We start from the raw sequence: 14828 nt of genomic DNA on the forward strand, positions 1-14828 counted from the left end.
ATAAAGCATTGTGCAAAAAGAAATAGAGACGTCCTACCCTTATTCACTTGGAATAAGTAGAACGTCTCTTTTCGCTATTTGTCATTAGCTTTGTTTACTTTCAATATAGCTAACTGCACTACCTACAGTTGAAATGTTTTCAGCGTCTTCATCTGAAATTTCCATATCGAACTCATCTTCCAGTTCCATTACTAATTCAACTACATCTAGGGAGTCAGCACCTAGATCATCACGGAAAGATGCTTCTAGTTTCACTTCGGTTTCGTCTACACCTAGACGATCCACGATTACTTTTGTTACGCGTTCTAATACTGTTGACACATTAGTCACCTCCCCTCAATGATTATACAAAATTCTCTCGCTTAATGAAAGAGGAGATTACATGAACATTCCACCGTTTACATGAAGTGTTTGTCCAGTTATATAGTTTGCATCATCCGAAGCTAAAAACGCAACTGCTTTTGCAATATCTTCCGTGTTACCAAACTTAGCCAGTGGGATTTGGCTCAACATTTGCGTTTTCACTTCTTCCGGAAGCGCATCTGTCATATCTGTAGTGATAAACCCTGGTGCTACTGAGTTCACTGTAATATTACGACTTGCAAGCTCTAATGCCGATGTTTTCGTTAATCCAATAACTCCCGCTTTTGCCGCTACATAATTCGCTTGTCCTGGATTTCCAGATACACCAACGATTGACGTAATATTAATAATACGACCAGCACGTTGTTTCATCATTTGTCTTGTGACAGCTTTCGTACATAGGAATACGCCTTTTAAGTTCGTATTTAGCACATCGTCCCATTCTTGTTCTTTCATACGCATTAGTAGATTATCGCGTGTAATACCTGCATTATTTACTAAAATATCAATCGAACCGAATTGTTCTAGTGTAGCACTTACCAATTCTTTAATATCTTCTGATTGATCTACATTTGCTTGAATCGCGAATGCTTCGCCACCAAGTGCTTTAATCTCTTCTACTACTGCTTCTGCTTTTTCTTTACTTCCACTGTAGTTTACTGCTACTTTTGCACCTTCTTTTGCAAGGTAAAGTGCGATATCTTTCCCAATCCCTCGGGATGCACCTGTAACAATTGCTGATTTTCCGTCTAATTTACCCATTATTAATCTCTCCTAACAAGTCCATTACTTGTTGCAATGATTCCTCATCATATACGCAATATGTTGTAACGGAACGATCGATTTTTTTCACTAATCCACTTAACACTTTACCTGGACCACATTCGATAAATGTAGTGACGCCAAGTTCGATCATTTTTTGTACAGACTCTTCCCATCGAACAGGAGAATAAAGTTGCTCCACTAATAATTCTTTTATAGATGCTGCTTCTGTTACTGGTAGTGCTGTGACATTCGAAATAACTGGTATATCGGCTTCTTTTAAGTCAAGCGAAGAGATGGTAGCATCTAATTTATGTGCTGCTGGTCGCATTAATTCGGAATGGAATGGCCCGCTTACTACTAGTGGAATTGCTCTTTTCGCACCTGCTTCTTTCGCTTTTGCAGAAGCCTCTTCCACCCCAGCAGCAGTTCCAGAAATAACAATTTGACCCGGACAGTTTAAGTTAGCTACTTGCACTGTTTCACCGTTTCCAGATACATCTTTCGTTACTTCGATTAAGGAATCTTTATCTAGCCCTAAAATAGCAGCCATTGCCCCTTCTCCAGCAGGTACTGCTTCGTTCATAAACAAACCTCTTTTATGAACCAATAATACCGCATCTTCAAAGCTCAGTACCCCTGAAGCAACAAGCGCGGAATACTCCCCTAAACTATGGCCAGCTGTATAATCTGGGGATATGCCCGCAGCAAGCAACTTTTGAGCCACCATTGTACTAGTCGTCAGTAGAGCAGGTTGTGCGTTGTATGTTTTTGTTAATTCCTCCGCAGGACCTTCTAACATAATGTTCGATAAAGAAAAACCTAATACTTCATCAGCTTGATCATAAAACTTTTTACTTTCTTCGTTACTTTCGATCAATTGCTGACCCATGCCTACTGATTGGGAACCTTGTCCTGGAAAGATAAATGCAATTTTAGTCATTGGATAATTCCTTTCTTAACGTACTTTGAATAATTCCACATACATCGTACTCTACCATCGTTCTTGCTTGTCGGATAGCATGAAAAATAGCATTTGCATTGGAAGAACCATGTGCTTTAATAACCGGCGCTTTTAAACCAAACAATCCCGCACCACCATACTCGGAGTAATCTAACTTATTTTTCAAGCCACGAAGCTGGTCTTTTACTAATAACGCGGAAATTTTTGTTTTCGTAGAAGTATTAAAAGCTTCTTTCAGTAAAGTAAAAATGCCTGATGCCGTACCTTCAAGTGTTTTTAAAACCATATTCCCTGTAAAGCCGTCTGTTACGACTACATCCGCAACACCTGTTAGCAAATCTCTAGACTCCACATTTCCGATAAAATTAATCGGAGCATGCTTCAATAACTCGAAAGCCGCTTTTGTTAGTTCGTTTCCTTTAATTTCTTCCGTTCCTATATTTAACAGTCCAACACGAGGATTTGCAATGCCACGCACTTTTTCTGCATAGACACTACCCATAACTGCAAATTGCTCTAAATGCTCTGGTTTTGCATCCGAATTTGCACCTAAATCAAGCATCACAAAGCCTTTCCCATCAAGTGTAGGCAAAGTCGGAGCAAGTGCAGGGCGATCTACTTGGTCAATACGTCCAACAATAAATAATCCTGCAGCCATTAAAGCACCTGTATTACCAGCAGAAACACATGCGTCTGATTCCCCATTTTTTACAGCTTCCGCCATTTTCACCAAGGAGGAATTTTTCTTTCTTCGAATAGCACGGACTGGTTCATCCGTTCCTTCAATAATCTCATCTGTATGAATCACTTGTAATCGCTCATGTGCTGTAACAAGAGGAGCAAGCTTTTGTTCATCTCCGTACAACTGAATTTCTATATCATCAAACGCTTGTAGAGCTTCGTATACACCTTTAACAATTTCGTGTGGGGCATTATCTCCACCCATTGCATCAATGGAAATTTTCATCTGTCATCACCTTTTTTTAAGACTTTGTCACGCGGTACATACTAAATTGACCGATAAAAACGGTATCATTTTCTACTTTGCTCGTCACTTCAATTAACGTGCTATTTTTTTCTGTATCTCTAGATAGAACGACTGCTTTTGCAATTATTCTATCCCCCGCTTTGACGGGTTTCACAAACGTAATCGTAGATTTTCGAGTAAGTGCTAATTCATCATTTATGACAGCTACTGCTAAGGAATTTGCTTGGGCAAATAAGTGATGTCCTCTTGCAATGCCATTTCTTGCAAATACATGGTCTTGGGTAATATCCAATATAGAGATAGCTTGTTTATCCAAATCGATATCGATAATTTCACCAATTATCTCATTTAGCGGAAGTGATTTCACTTCTTCCACAAAATTATGTGCTGCTACTGATTTTATACGTTCACGTAATTCCGGTATAGATAACTCCATTCGATCAAGACGAATCGTTTGAACGCTTACGTTGAATGTCGAAGCTAATTTTTCATCTGTGATAAATGGATTTTTCTCTAATGTTTCTAGAAGAAGTTGTTGTCTGTCTTTTTTTGTGTATTTCATCCAATCACCACCATTTTAGCACTTGGTACTAATATCAGTATATAAATATTAAAAAAAGAATGCAAGAATAGATTTGCATCCTTCTTGCATTCCTCTTAATCAATACGTTCTCCGTCCAATGCTTTTGAATTAATGAGAATTGTTCGAAGACCTTCCATTTCTCCCGATTTCCAAAATTCATCTGAGCTTAAAAGCCTTTCAGCATCTACCTTCGCTGTATTTAGTGCTCGATAATCATGCACAAGATCTGCCATTTTAAATTCCGGCAAACCACTTTGTTTTCGGCCGAAAAAGTCACCAGGTCCTCTTAGCTCTAAATCTTTTTCTGCAAGAACGAACCCATCATTCGTCTCGGTCATCGACATCATTCGCTCTTTTCCTTCTTCCGATTTTGGATCAGCAAGTAAAATACAATAGGACTGATGCTCTCCTCGTCCTACTCGTCCTCTTAACTGATGAAGTTGCGCTAGTCCAAAACGCTCCGCATCGAAAATAATCATAAATGTCGCATTTGGTACATTCACTCCAACTTCCACAACCGTTGTAGAAACAAGTACTTTCACTTCCCCGTCGGAAAAGTTTCTCATCACTTCTTCTTTCTCATCTGGGTGCAGACGACCATGCATTAAACCAACCGAATAGTCATTACCGAGTTCGAAAGCCATCATATTGTACACATCCACCGCATTTTGAACATCTAGTTTTTCCGACTCCTCAATAAGCGGGCAAATAATATAGGCTTGTCTTCCATTTGCTAATTCTTTTTTTAGACGAACAATCAACTTGTGCAGCTGTTCTTGCTTCATCCAATATGTATCTATTTTCTTACGCCCAGCAGGCATTTCGTCAATAATCGAAACGTCCATCTCTCCAAAAGCGGTAATCGCTAGTGTCCGCGGTATCGGCGTTGCAGTCATAAATAGCACATCTGGATTTCCACCTTTTTCTTTTAAAACTCGTCGTTGTTCGACGCCGAACCGATGTTGTTCATCGGTAATAACTAGTCCAAGTTTTTTAAAGGACACGTCTGGCTGTATTAATGCATGTGTTCCGATTAATAAGTCAATGTTCCCAGCTTCCAAGTTTTCCAATACCGACCGACGTGCTTTTGCTTTTGTAGAACCAGTGAGTAGAGCTATCCTTACTCCAAGTGGAGAAAGCCATTCATCTAAGGAACTAGCATGTTGCTCCGCTAAAATTTCGGTAGGCGCCATTAATGCCCCTTGATATCCCGAAGTAATAACTGCATACAAACAAATAGCCGCAACAATCGTTTTTCCTGAACCTACATCACCTTGTAGTAAACGATTCATTCGATGCGGCTCTTTCAAATCACGGCAAATTTCATTGACCACTCTTTTTTGCGCATTTGTTAGTTCATATGGTAATGTTTCTATCAATTTTTTTAGTTTTTCATTATCAAATGCGATACTATTTCCAACGTTTTGTTCTTTCCGGACCTTTTTGATTGCTTGCATTTTCAATTGAAAAATAAGCAGCTCCTCGTATACAAAACGCCTGCGAGCATTTTTCGAATGATCTACATTTTGCGGGAAATGAATCCCTTCTAAAGCTTCCGATATATGTGGCAGTCGATAATTTTCCCGAATCGATTCGGGTAAAGGATCGAGTAAATGCCCATTCACTTCATCTAACGCTTGACGCATAAATTTACGGAAAACTTTCTGGCTAATAGAACCTTTTAAAGAATAAACCGGTTCAAAGTCTTGTTGATCCGTTTTGGGACCAGCTGAAAAAGTAGTCACATTAATAACCTGTCTACCTCTGTCCCATTTGCCAGTCACTGTAACGATTGATCCAGGAATAATTTTATTTTTTAAATAGGCTTGGTTGAAGAATACTGCTTTTATTAGATGCTGACCTGCAAGTAAACGAACTTGCATTCGTGATTTTTTTGGCCCTAAAAAAAGAAGAGAAGGCTCGCTTTCAACCCTTCCTTCAACTGTTACGCGCTCATTATGTGGGGTTTCTGCGATATTTTTCAAACGAAAATCTTCATGTCGGTAAGGAAATGTCATCACTAAATCTTCTAGTGTGTCAATTCCTAAATCCGATAGGGCAGTAGCCGTCCCACTTCCCACTCCTTTTAAGGAAGTTACAAGCTCCTCTTTTTTAGTTTCCACTACTCACAACTGCTCCGCCGAATATTTTCGCTTCTAACCATTTTCCAGTAGGAGTTGCAGCAAGCCCACCTTGAGCTGTTTCTTTTAAAGCTGTCGGCATTGTTTGCCCAATTTTATACATCGCATCGATGACTTCATCACAAGGAATTCGACTAGTAACACCAGCAAGTGCCATATCAGCAGCTACCAATGAATTCGAAGCACCCATAGCATTTCGCTTCACACAAGGAACTTCTACTAACCCCGCTACAGGGTCACAAACTAAACCAAGCATATTTTTCAGCGTAATCGCAAATGCAGTGGAGCTTTGTTCCGGTGATCCACCAGCCATTTCTACAATTGCCGCTGCAGCCATACCAGCTGCCGAGCCAACTTCTGCTTGACATCCACCAGCAGCTCCAGAAATAGAAGCATTATTCGCAACTACAAATCCAAATGCACCCGCATTAAACAAGTAACGAATCATTTGTTCTCGCGTTGGATTTAATTTATTTTTCACTGCAAACAACGTACCAGGTACGACACCCGCAGAACCGGCTGTTGGCGTAGCACAAATGGTCCCCATTGCCGCATTTACTTCGTTTGTAGCTACTGCTTTACTGACAGCATCTAGCATTAACTCACCAGACAATGTGTTTCCTTTTTTCATATAAGCTTGCAGCAGTACTGCATCTCCTCCAGTTAACCCAGAAGTGGAGCGTACTCCATTTAGACCTTTTTCAACCGCTTCTTCCATCACAGTTAAATTACGATCCATTTGCGCCATAATTTCCGCGCGGGAACGACCCGTTATCAATATTTCTTGCTCAATCATGATTTCTGAAATTAATTTTTGTTCTTTATTTGCTCTATCTACTAACTCTCGAACATTATGAAATAACACTTCCATATGAAATCCCCCTTAATCTGCTATTCTCGTTACTTGCGTAATATTCGGTAGTTTTCCAATTTCCTCAAGTATATCCTCTTCTACTGTTTGATCCACTTCTATAACCATTAACGCCATATTTCCTTTTTCTTTTCGAGAAACTTCCATATGACCTATATTAATATCGTACTTCGCCAAGCAATTAGCCACATTTGCAATACATCCAGATCGGTCTTCGTGCACTACTAAAATGGCTGCTAAATTACCGGAAAGTCGAAGTGGAAATCCGTTTAACTCTGTAATTTCCGTCTTCCCGCCGCCGATCGAAATGCCGACCATTGACATTTCTTGCTTATCATCACCAATAACAATACGCGCGGTATTTGGATGTTCTGTATTAGCTGTCTCAGGAATAAATTCAAAGGAAAGTCCTGCTTTTTTCGCATCTTCAAATGCTGTTTTAATGCGTTCATCAAATGTATCATAATCAAGCAATCCGCCAATTATTGCTACATCCGTACCATGTCCTTTATACGTTTCTGCAAAAGAACCATATAAATGTATTTTCGCCCATGTAGGTTGTTTTCCAAATAAATCTCTTGCTACTCGACCAATTCGTGCTGCTCCTGCCGTATGGGAAGAAGACGGTCCAATCATAACAGGTCCAATTATGTCAAAAACAGATTTGAATTTCAATGCATAGACCTCCAGTTAACTATATATTTTCTTTCTATTTTACACTTAATAGCTATATTAAACAAAAATATTATCATGGAAAGTATTACAAGACTTAAAAAACCACGGGAACTGTTTTTTCCCGTGGCATTGTATTATTCGACAGATAAAATATACGGATAAAGAGGTTGTTTACCGTTGTAAACTTCCACTTCTACATCTTCAAATTGTGCTTCAATGAACGCAGCAAGATCATTCGCTTCTTCTTCTGACACATCTTCCCCATAAATAACGGTAACGATTTCTGCATCTTCATCAATCAATGCTTTTGCTAAGCTTGTCGCAGATTCTTCTTTAGAAGGATTGGATAAAATAATTTTTCCTTCTGCAATTGCCATGAAATCATCTTTTTTAATTTCCACACCGTCAATAGATGTATCGCGAACAGCAAAAGTAACTTGTCCTGTTTTAACATGTGCAAATGCGTTCGTCATATTTTTTTGATTTTCTTCGACAGTTGCTTGTGCATTAAATGCTAAAATCGCTGCCATTCCTTGTGGGATTGTTTTTGTCGGAACAACCGCAGCTTCGATTCCTAACACTTCAACAGCTTGCTCAGCAGCCATAATAATATTTTTGTTATTCGGTAATATTAATACGCGTTCTGCACCAACAGCTTCAATCGCTTTTACAATATCTTCTGTAGATGGGTTCATCGTTTGACCACCTTCAATGACAGCAGATGCACCTAAACTTTTCAGTAGTTCTGATACGCCGCTTCCCATTGCAACTGTAACTACTGCATATGGATGTACTTCTGCTTTTTTCGAAGGTACTTCTTTAGTGAAATTATCACCAACGATTTCCGAATGCTGTTCGCGCATATTCTCGATTTTAATTTTGATCAAATCACCATATTGTTGACCATAAGTTAATACTTCACCCGGTGTTTCGGAGTGAATATGGATTTTCGCTACTTCCTCATCCGAAATGACTAATAAAGAATCGCCGTAAGCACTTAAATCATTGCGGAATTGTGTTTCATCAAACGCTTTTTTTCCTTCTTCTAAACGAACCATGAACTCCGTACAGAAACCAAATTCGATGTCTGCCGTATCCATAAATCCTTGTACACTTTTGTGATGTTCTGCACTTACCAAATCGTCCATCGAATTACTTACTGTTTTTTCAGGAAGCGCTTCCCCTTTTAAGCTAGCTAAAAAGCCTTCATAGACGAAAACAAGCCCTTGCCCACCACTATCTACTACCCCTACTTCTTTTAACACTGGCAATAAATCCGGCGTTCGGTTTAATGATAGTTTCGCCTCTTCCACAATTGCTGCCATTAACGTTGGAATGTCTTCCTCTGTTTCACTCACTTCAACCGCTTTTTTCGCTGCATCTTTTGCCACAGTAAGAATGGTGCCCTCGACAGGTTTCATTACCGCTTTATACGCAGTTTCCACACCATAGTTCAATGCTTGTGCAAATTGGTTGGCAGTTAAAGTTTCATATTGCTCAACTGATTTTCCAAAACCTCTAAATAATTGGGATAAAATAACGCCTGAATTTCCACGTGCCCCCATAAGTAGTCCTTTAGATAGAGCTTGTGCTGTTTTCCCAATATGTTCTCCTGTATGTGCCGCAGTTTCTTTCGCACCCGAAGTCATGGAAAGATTCATATTTGTTCCCGTGTCACCATCTGGGACTGGAAATACGTTTAGTGCGTCTACATAATCTGCATTTTGAAAAAGATGATGTGCTCCCATCTTGACCATATCTGCAAATTGTATTCCATTGATTAATTTCATTATGTTCTCTCCCTTATTCACACGTTTGCCACGCGAACTCCTTGTACATAAACATTTACGGATTCCACGGACATTCCAAGAGATTTGTTCAGTGTGTATTTCACTTTCGATTGTATTTGATAAGCTATTTCCGAAATTTTCGTCCCGTAACTTACAATAATATACATATCAATATGTAAATGCTCTTTCTCTTGTCTAACTACTACACCTTTTGTGAAGTTTTCTTTTCTTAATATATCTGTTAGTCCGTCTCTAATTTGGTGCTTTGATGCCATACCAACAATTCCATAGCATTCTATTGCAGCACCGCCAGCTATTTGAGCAACTGCATCTTGTGATATATCAATTTGTCCGAATTCATTTTTCAATTCAATTGACATGTTGAAACCTCCCAAGTCTTTTTGACTACCCTTTATTCTACTACACCCTTAGAAATTATAAAAGAAACGTTTCATTTCGTCTAGAGATTCCCTTTTTAGGGATAATGAGTCGTAGTCATTGTCGTCTCAATCCAAGTAAACTTACTATTTTAAGCGTTGGTTGCTTTCACCAGGAATTTGGTTGCTCTCATGTTGATTTGATTGCTTTCGAAATAGAAATGGTNTGCTTTCCATGACCGAATGGTTGCTCTAATCCATTTATTGGATTCACACAGTCGAAATACTGAAGAAGATTTTGTTTTTTGGGAGTCGATACTGAATAAATAAGCAATTTCCTATGATTTTCGCTGCACGCGGCGACTCCATCCGAGGCCAACAGGATGTTGGTTACGAAGGCATTGCCACACGATGTGGCGCTCTTAGCCTTTGTTCCTAAGTGGGCAAATGAGATTTCACAACGTACGCGCAAGCGGCGGGAATAGTTCATCGCTCACCCGGCGGAAAGCGTCCGACTGCAACGAAAATCAAAGCGGTCACTTAATAGAACCTCGTAAATACTCACTTTTTCAATAGTGTACACTTTTTGTCTGTAAAGGTTTTTTTCTTGATAAGGCTTGCGCATAATAAAAGTCTGTGGTAAATTATTAAAGTATGTGAAATATCGAACTGAAAAATCTTTCAGCTTCTTTTAAGAGGAGGAAATATAATGCCAAAAGTATGTGCAATCACTGGGCGTAAAGCTCGTTCTGGTAATGCTCGTTCTCACGCTATGAACGCTACCAAACGTACGTGGGGAGCAAACCTTCAAAAGGTCCGTATTCTTGTAGACGGTAAACCTAAACGTGTATGGGTTTCTGCTAGAGCTTTAAAATCAGGAAAAATTGAGCGCGTTTAATCGCTCTCGTAAATAATGCCAAGCTGACAATTGTCGGTTTGGTATTTTTTATTTTTTATAAAAAAATGACCCCAATACATATGGAGTCATTAAAGCACTTCATTTCTTCACTTCTTCTTTTTTAAACAGACGAATACAAACTTTCATCAAACTACTGACGGATTTAGGCAATCTAAATGTGTAGACCTTCACACAATTCCTCCCTTTTAGTCACTGCTTCTTATCATTAAACATATGCCAGCTATAAAAGAGATAGTACTTGTTCGGTCTTTTAGTTCATTACTCGTGAACTTTGCATTGCCCACCGCAATCGTTTCTTCTGTAACATTATATAAAAAACCTTTTAAAGAAATTTTCTCTACTTTTTCACCAAAAGAAAAAAAGGAAATGTATTTATAATGGACGTCTTGCTCGATTTCATGAGTTCCAGGTAACAAAAATTGGATGATATTTTGATTATTTTGAATGGAGAAAAGAATTTTCGGATAGTCCATTTGAAAACGGCATAAATCATGTAACACCGCTTCATAATGGTCTAACCTTCCACCAGTTACTGCAGTCAAAATAATTTCATCTGGTTGATAAGTTAACGCTTTTTCGATTGCTATATGTGTGTCCGTCTCGTCTTTTTCTACTTGCAGCACGGTCATTTTGCTTACTTGTTGTTTTACTAACTGAAATTCATCCTTTGTAAGCGAGTCAAAATCACCGATTACTTCCGTAGGCACGATTCCTTTTGACAATAAATGAAGAGCACCTCTATCAGCGCCAATAAACGCAGTCTCTTCTTTCAAAAGAGGAAGCTGTTCAAAATCAACAACTTCCTCTACTGGACCCCCAGAACAAACAATTACTCGTTTCATTTCGCGAGTACACTTAAACCTGCTTCTTTAATCGATTGCAAAGCTTTTCCCTTATCCGGTGCATTGTAAATAGCAGATCCTGCTACTAGAACAGTAGCTCCAGCTTCTACACAAGGTTTAATCGTTTCTTCATTAATACCGCCATCGATTTCAATCTCAATAGAAAGATTTCTTTCTCGAATAATATCCGCTAGTTGCTTCACTTTTGGAACGACTGAATGAATAAACTTTTGTCCGCCAAATCCCGGATTTACCGTCATAAAGAGGACCATATCAATATCTTCTAACACATGCCCTATAGACTCAACTGGTGTATGCGGATTTAAAACTACACCTGGCTTTACACCAAAAGAACGGATCAATTGAATCGTTCGATGTAGATGAGGACAAGCTTCCACATGTACCGTAATATAGTCTGCACCTGCTTTTGCAAATGCTTCGATATATTGATCTGCATTTTCAATCATTAAATGCACATCAAGTGGCAAAGTTGTAAGTGGACGTAATGCTTCCACAACGATTGGTCCCATTGTAATATTTGGAACAAAATGACCATCCATCACATCGATATGAATAAGATCTGCTCCTGCTTTTTCAACTTCTAATACTTCTTCTCCAAGTTTCGCAAAATTTGCAGCTAAAATGGATGGGGCTATTTTCACCATAATTAGTACCTCGGCTTTCTTTCTACTATTTCATCTAAAAACTGTAAATAATGCTTATAACGGTATTCTTTAATATCGCCCGTTTCTACCGCATCCTTTACAGCACATTTTGGTTCTTTCACATGCATACATTCTCTAAACTTGCATGCATCTTGTTTTTCAACAAACTCTGGAAAACATTTGGATAGTTCTTCTTTCTCCATTAAATCAAACTCAAATGAGCTAAAACCTGGTGTGTCAGCAAGTAATCCACCGCAAACTTCAATAAGCTCTACATGCCTTGTAGTATGTTTCCCTCGACCTAAGGCATTGGAAATAACGCCTGTTTTTAAATCTAAGGAAGGTAAAATGGTATTTAATAACGTAGATTTCCCGACACCAGATTGGCCTGCTAGTACGGTCGTTTTTTCTTTTAATAGTGGGGCTATTTTTTCATCTATCGCCGGATCATCTTTGAATGTGACCAAAATAGGATAACCAATTTGTTCGTAATCTTTTATATACGCATCCATCGTTTTTTCCATTTGTTCGTCCATTAAATCACTTTTCGTTAAACAAATGATTGGTTCGATATAGAATGATTCAAGCACTACTAAAAAGCGATCCAATAAAATCGTATTGAAATCTGGCTCTTTAATCGAAAATACTAAAATTGCTTGGTCAATATTGGCGATTGGAGGGCGAACTAAGTTGTTTTTTCGCTCATGAATGACGGTAATCGTCCCATCATTAGCTCCCTCCACCGTGTAATCTACGAAATCACCTACTAAAGGAGATTCTCCTCTATTCCTGAAAACTCCTCTAGCACGGCATTGAATGATCTTTCCATCATCATATACATAATAAAATCCACTTAATGCTTTTCTAATTTGACCTTGTGGCATCCGAAACCTCCTTTATATGTCGTCATAATTGATTGTTTCATCTACGATTACATTCGAATTCACCCTAATAATATAGACTGCTTTTTGTCCTTCACTAATTTCTAATTTTAGTTGTCTTTCTGTTGTTTCCGTTAATAGAAACTCCTCTACCGGCTCTGCAAGTGACCTCGTTTTATCTTGTATATAAATACGTACAACTTGAGGTTGCGCTTCTATTTCTTCTTCTTGCTGTCCATCCTCAGATTCTTCTTCCCTTGGATTCGGTTGTGTATATGGAATCGTAATTGTTTTGGTAAAGAATTTAGTTGGCTTTTCTTTTGGTCCATCTGAGATCACGACTTCAATTGTACTACCAGGTGCTACTTTAGCATTCGGTTTTGGATCTTGCCTAATCACATTGCCCTTTTGAATCGTATCATGGTTTTCTTTACCCACTATTCTTATATTAAATCCAGAAGACTTTTCTGTATCCTTTAATGCTTTTTCATTGTAATTCGTTAAATCATTTACCGTTCTTAAGTCGGGACCTTTACTTACGACAAATTCTAATACTGTTTCAACTGGAATAATTTCTGTACCACCAACTGGTGATTGTTCTAAAATTGTCCCAGCGGGTTTCGAATCGAATCTCTCTTCTTCATCAATATCCAGCAAATTTTGATTTTGAAGTAGTGTTCTCACCTGCTCAATATCTTGTCCTACATAATCTCCAATTGCAGAAGTTTCTTTACCAGATGAGACAAAGAGGTGGATCTCCGTATTTTTATCTCTCATTTTTCCAGCTTCCGGTGATGTTCGAATGACATGTTCTTCTTCTACTTCTTCGTTAATCTCTAATGTTTGCTCACCAATAGTAAAGCCATTCGCTTCTAATTCCTCAATTGCAAGTCGAAGCTCTAGGTTGGATACATCTGGCACTTCCATTTTTTTCGGTCTAAACATTCCAGGAAAAACAATAATAACTAGCAGTGCGAGCACTACGATACTTGCTATGATCGCACCGATAATCTTTCTTTTTTTCTTTTTACTTTTCGGCTTTACCTCTTCTACTACTTCCGAGGTTGGAACAGCCATTTTTTTCGTATCGGAAACTTCTTCAAAAGAAACGGGTTCTTTAATAACGGGCAGAACTTTCGTTGCATCATCATCCACCGCAACAACAAACTTCGCCTCTTCCGCTCTTTCTGGTGATAAAGCCGTTGCTAAATCTGCTTCCATTTCTTCTGCACTACGATATCGATTTTTTTGATCTTTTGCAGTTGCTTTTAATACAACATTTTCTAGACTTTGCGGAATAGATGGGTTAATCGCACGAATAGAAGGCGTTTCAGTTTGCAAATGTTTTAATGCAATTGATACAGCAGATTCACCAGAAAATGGGAGCTTACCAGTTAGTAGTTCGAACAAAACAATCCCTAGGGCGTAAATGTCGGATTGGTTCGTAGCTGTACCACCACGCGCTTGTTCTGGTGATAAATAATGGACTGTTCCTAAGACAGAATTCGTTTGTGTATAGGAAGTTGCACTAAGGGCCATTGCTATTCCAAAGTCCGTTATTTTAATATTCTCTTCTTCATCCAGCAAAATATTTTGAGGTTTAACATCCCGATGAATAATATGATTATTATGTGCATTTGCAATCGCGGAAGTAAGCTGTTTCATAATCGTTACTGATTTTCTAGGTGAAACGGGAGCATTCCGTTGTATGTATTGTTTTAATGTTTCCCCTTTCACATACTCCATGACAATATAGTGAATATCACCATCTTCTCCTACATCATATATATTTACTATATTTGGGTGTGTAAGGCTTGTTGCAGATAATGCTTCCCGTTGAAAGCGGCGGCGCAATTCTTCTTCATTGGAAAAATCATAGCGTAAAATTTTGATCGCAACATCACGGTCTAAAATCATATCATGCGCCAAGTAAACATTGGACATACCGCCGCCACCAATCATTTCAAGCAACTTGTATCTGCCGCTAATTCGTTTGCCTATTAACAT

16 protein-coding genes are annotated in these 14828 nt (G+C 38.7%); 1 reads left to right on the forward strand and 15 read right to left on the reverse strand.

Features of this window, described 5'->3' with window-relative positions; genetic code table 11:
* Positions 1–84: 84 nt before the first annotated feature.
* The 10 genes from acpP to FG383_RS05100 form a co-directional block, all read right to left on the reverse strand.
* Positions 85–321 carry an acyl carrier protein gene (acpP, locus tag FG383_RS05055; RefSeq protein ID WP_142605769.1) on the reverse strand — a complete coding sequence of 79 codons (237 nt, stop codon included), beginning with the start codon at positions 319–321 and terminating at the stop codon, positions 85–87.
* A 57-nt stretch (positions 322–378) separates the two neighbouring features.
* Positions 379–1125, reverse strand: a complete 747-nt coding sequence (fabG, locus tag FG383_RS05060; RefSeq protein ID WP_142605770.1) for a 3-oxoacyl-[acyl-carrier-protein] reductase — start codon at positions 1123–1125, stop codon at positions 379–381.
* Positions 1118–2068, reverse strand: coding sequence for an ACP S-malonyltransferase (gene fabD, locus FG383_RS05065; RefSeq protein WP_142605771.1), 951 nt, complete (start codon positions 2066–2068; stop codon positions 1118–1120). Before fabD ends, fabG begins: the two co-directional genes overlap by 8 nt.
* A complete protein-coding gene (gene plsX / locus FG383_RS05070; RefSeq protein WP_142605772.1) occupies positions 2061–3056 on the reverse strand; it encodes a phosphate acyltransferase PlsX in 996 nt (331 codons plus the stop codon). Before plsX ends, fabD begins: the two co-directional genes overlap by 8 nt.
* Positions 3057–3072: 16 nt before the next feature.
* On the reverse strand, positions 3073–3639 hold the full coding sequence (gene fapR, locus FG383_RS05075; protein ID WP_142605773.1) for a transcription factor FapR: 567 nt from the start codon (positions 3637–3639) through the stop codon (positions 3073–3075).
* Positions 3640–3734: 95 nt separating this feature from the next.
* Positions 3735–5783, reverse strand: coding sequence for an ATP-dependent DNA helicase RecG (recG, locus tag FG383_RS05080; RefSeq protein ID WP_142605774.1), 2049 nt, complete (start codon positions 5781–5783; stop codon positions 3735–3737).
* Positions 5773–6672 carry an L-serine ammonia-lyase, iron-sulfur-dependent, subunit alpha gene (gene sdaAA / locus FG383_RS05085; protein WP_142605775.1) on the reverse strand — a complete coding sequence of 300 codons (900 nt, stop codon included), beginning with the start codon at positions 6670–6672 and terminating at the stop codon, positions 5773–5775. The genes recG and sdaAA overlap by 11 nt, the downstream gene beginning before the upstream one ends.
* A gap of 12 nt (positions 6673–6684) precedes the next feature.
* Positions 6685–7347 (reverse strand): L-serine ammonia-lyase, iron-sulfur-dependent subunit beta, encoded by a 663-nt coding sequence (gene sdaAB / locus FG383_RS05090; protein WP_142605776.1) that lies wholly within the window; start codon positions 7345–7347, stop codon positions 6685–6687.
* Between the two features lie 134 nt (positions 7348–7481).
* Positions 7482–9137, reverse strand: a complete 1656-nt coding sequence (locus FG383_RS05095) for a DAK2 domain-containing protein (protein ID WP_142605777.1) — start codon at positions 9135–9137, stop codon at positions 7482–7484.
* A gap of 17 nt (positions 9138–9154) precedes the next feature.
* Positions 9155–9517: an Asp23/Gls24 family envelope stress response protein gene (locus FG383_RS05100; RefSeq protein WP_142605778.1), complete on the reverse strand. Its 363-nt coding sequence runs from the start codon at positions 9515–9517 to the stop codon at positions 9155–9157.
* A 706-nt stretch (positions 9518–10223) separates the two neighbouring features.
* On the opposite strand from FG383_RS05100, the gene rpmB reads away from it, so the two are divergent.
* Positions 10224–10412: a 50S ribosomal protein L28 gene (rpmB, locus tag FG383_RS05105; protein ID WP_142605779.1), complete on the forward strand. Its 189-nt coding sequence runs from the start codon at positions 10224–10226 to the stop codon at positions 10410–10412.
* A gap of 99 nt (positions 10413–10511) precedes the next feature.
* Here rpmB and spoVM read toward each other — a convergent pair whose 3' ends face one another.
* Genes spoVM through pknB form a run of 5 tightly spaced genes read right to left on the reverse strand, consistent with a single transcriptional unit; the run spans position 10512 to position 14828 of the window.
* Positions 10512–10604, reverse strand: coding sequence for a stage V sporulation protein SpoVM (gene spoVM / locus FG383_RS05110; RefSeq protein WP_142537722.1), 93 nt, complete (start codon positions 10602–10604; stop codon positions 10512–10514).
* Positions 10605–10618: 14 nt separating this feature from the next.
* Positions 10619–11275 (reverse strand): thiamine diphosphokinase, encoded by a 657-nt coding sequence (locus tag FG383_RS05115; RefSeq protein WP_142605780.1) that lies wholly within the window; start codon positions 11273–11275, stop codon positions 10619–10621.
* Positions 11272–11940 carry a ribulose-phosphate 3-epimerase gene (rpe, locus tag FG383_RS05120; protein ID WP_142605781.1) on the reverse strand — a complete coding sequence of 223 codons (669 nt, stop codon included), beginning with the start codon at positions 11938–11940 and terminating at the stop codon, positions 11272–11274. The genes FG383_RS05115 and rpe overlap by 4 nt, the downstream gene beginning before the upstream one ends.
* 2 nt (positions 11941–11942) lie before the next feature.
* Entirely contained in the window at positions 11943–12824 is an 882-nt protein-coding gene (gene rsgA / locus FG383_RS05125) for a ribosome small subunit-dependent GTPase A (RefSeq protein WP_142605782.1), read from the reverse strand.
* A 12-nt stretch (positions 12825–12836) separates the two neighbouring features.
* On the reverse strand, positions 12837–14828 hold the full coding sequence (pknB, locus tag FG383_RS05130) for a Stk1 family PASTA domain-containing Ser/Thr kinase (RefSeq protein ID WP_142605783.1): 1992 nt from the start codon (positions 14826–14828) through the stop codon (positions 12837–12839).

The sequence above is a fragment of the Psychrobacillus soli genome (assembly GCF_006861775.1).
GTDB classification, from domain to species: domain Bacteria; phylum Bacillota; class Bacilli; order Bacillales_A; family Planococcaceae; genus Psychrobacillus; species Psychrobacillus soli.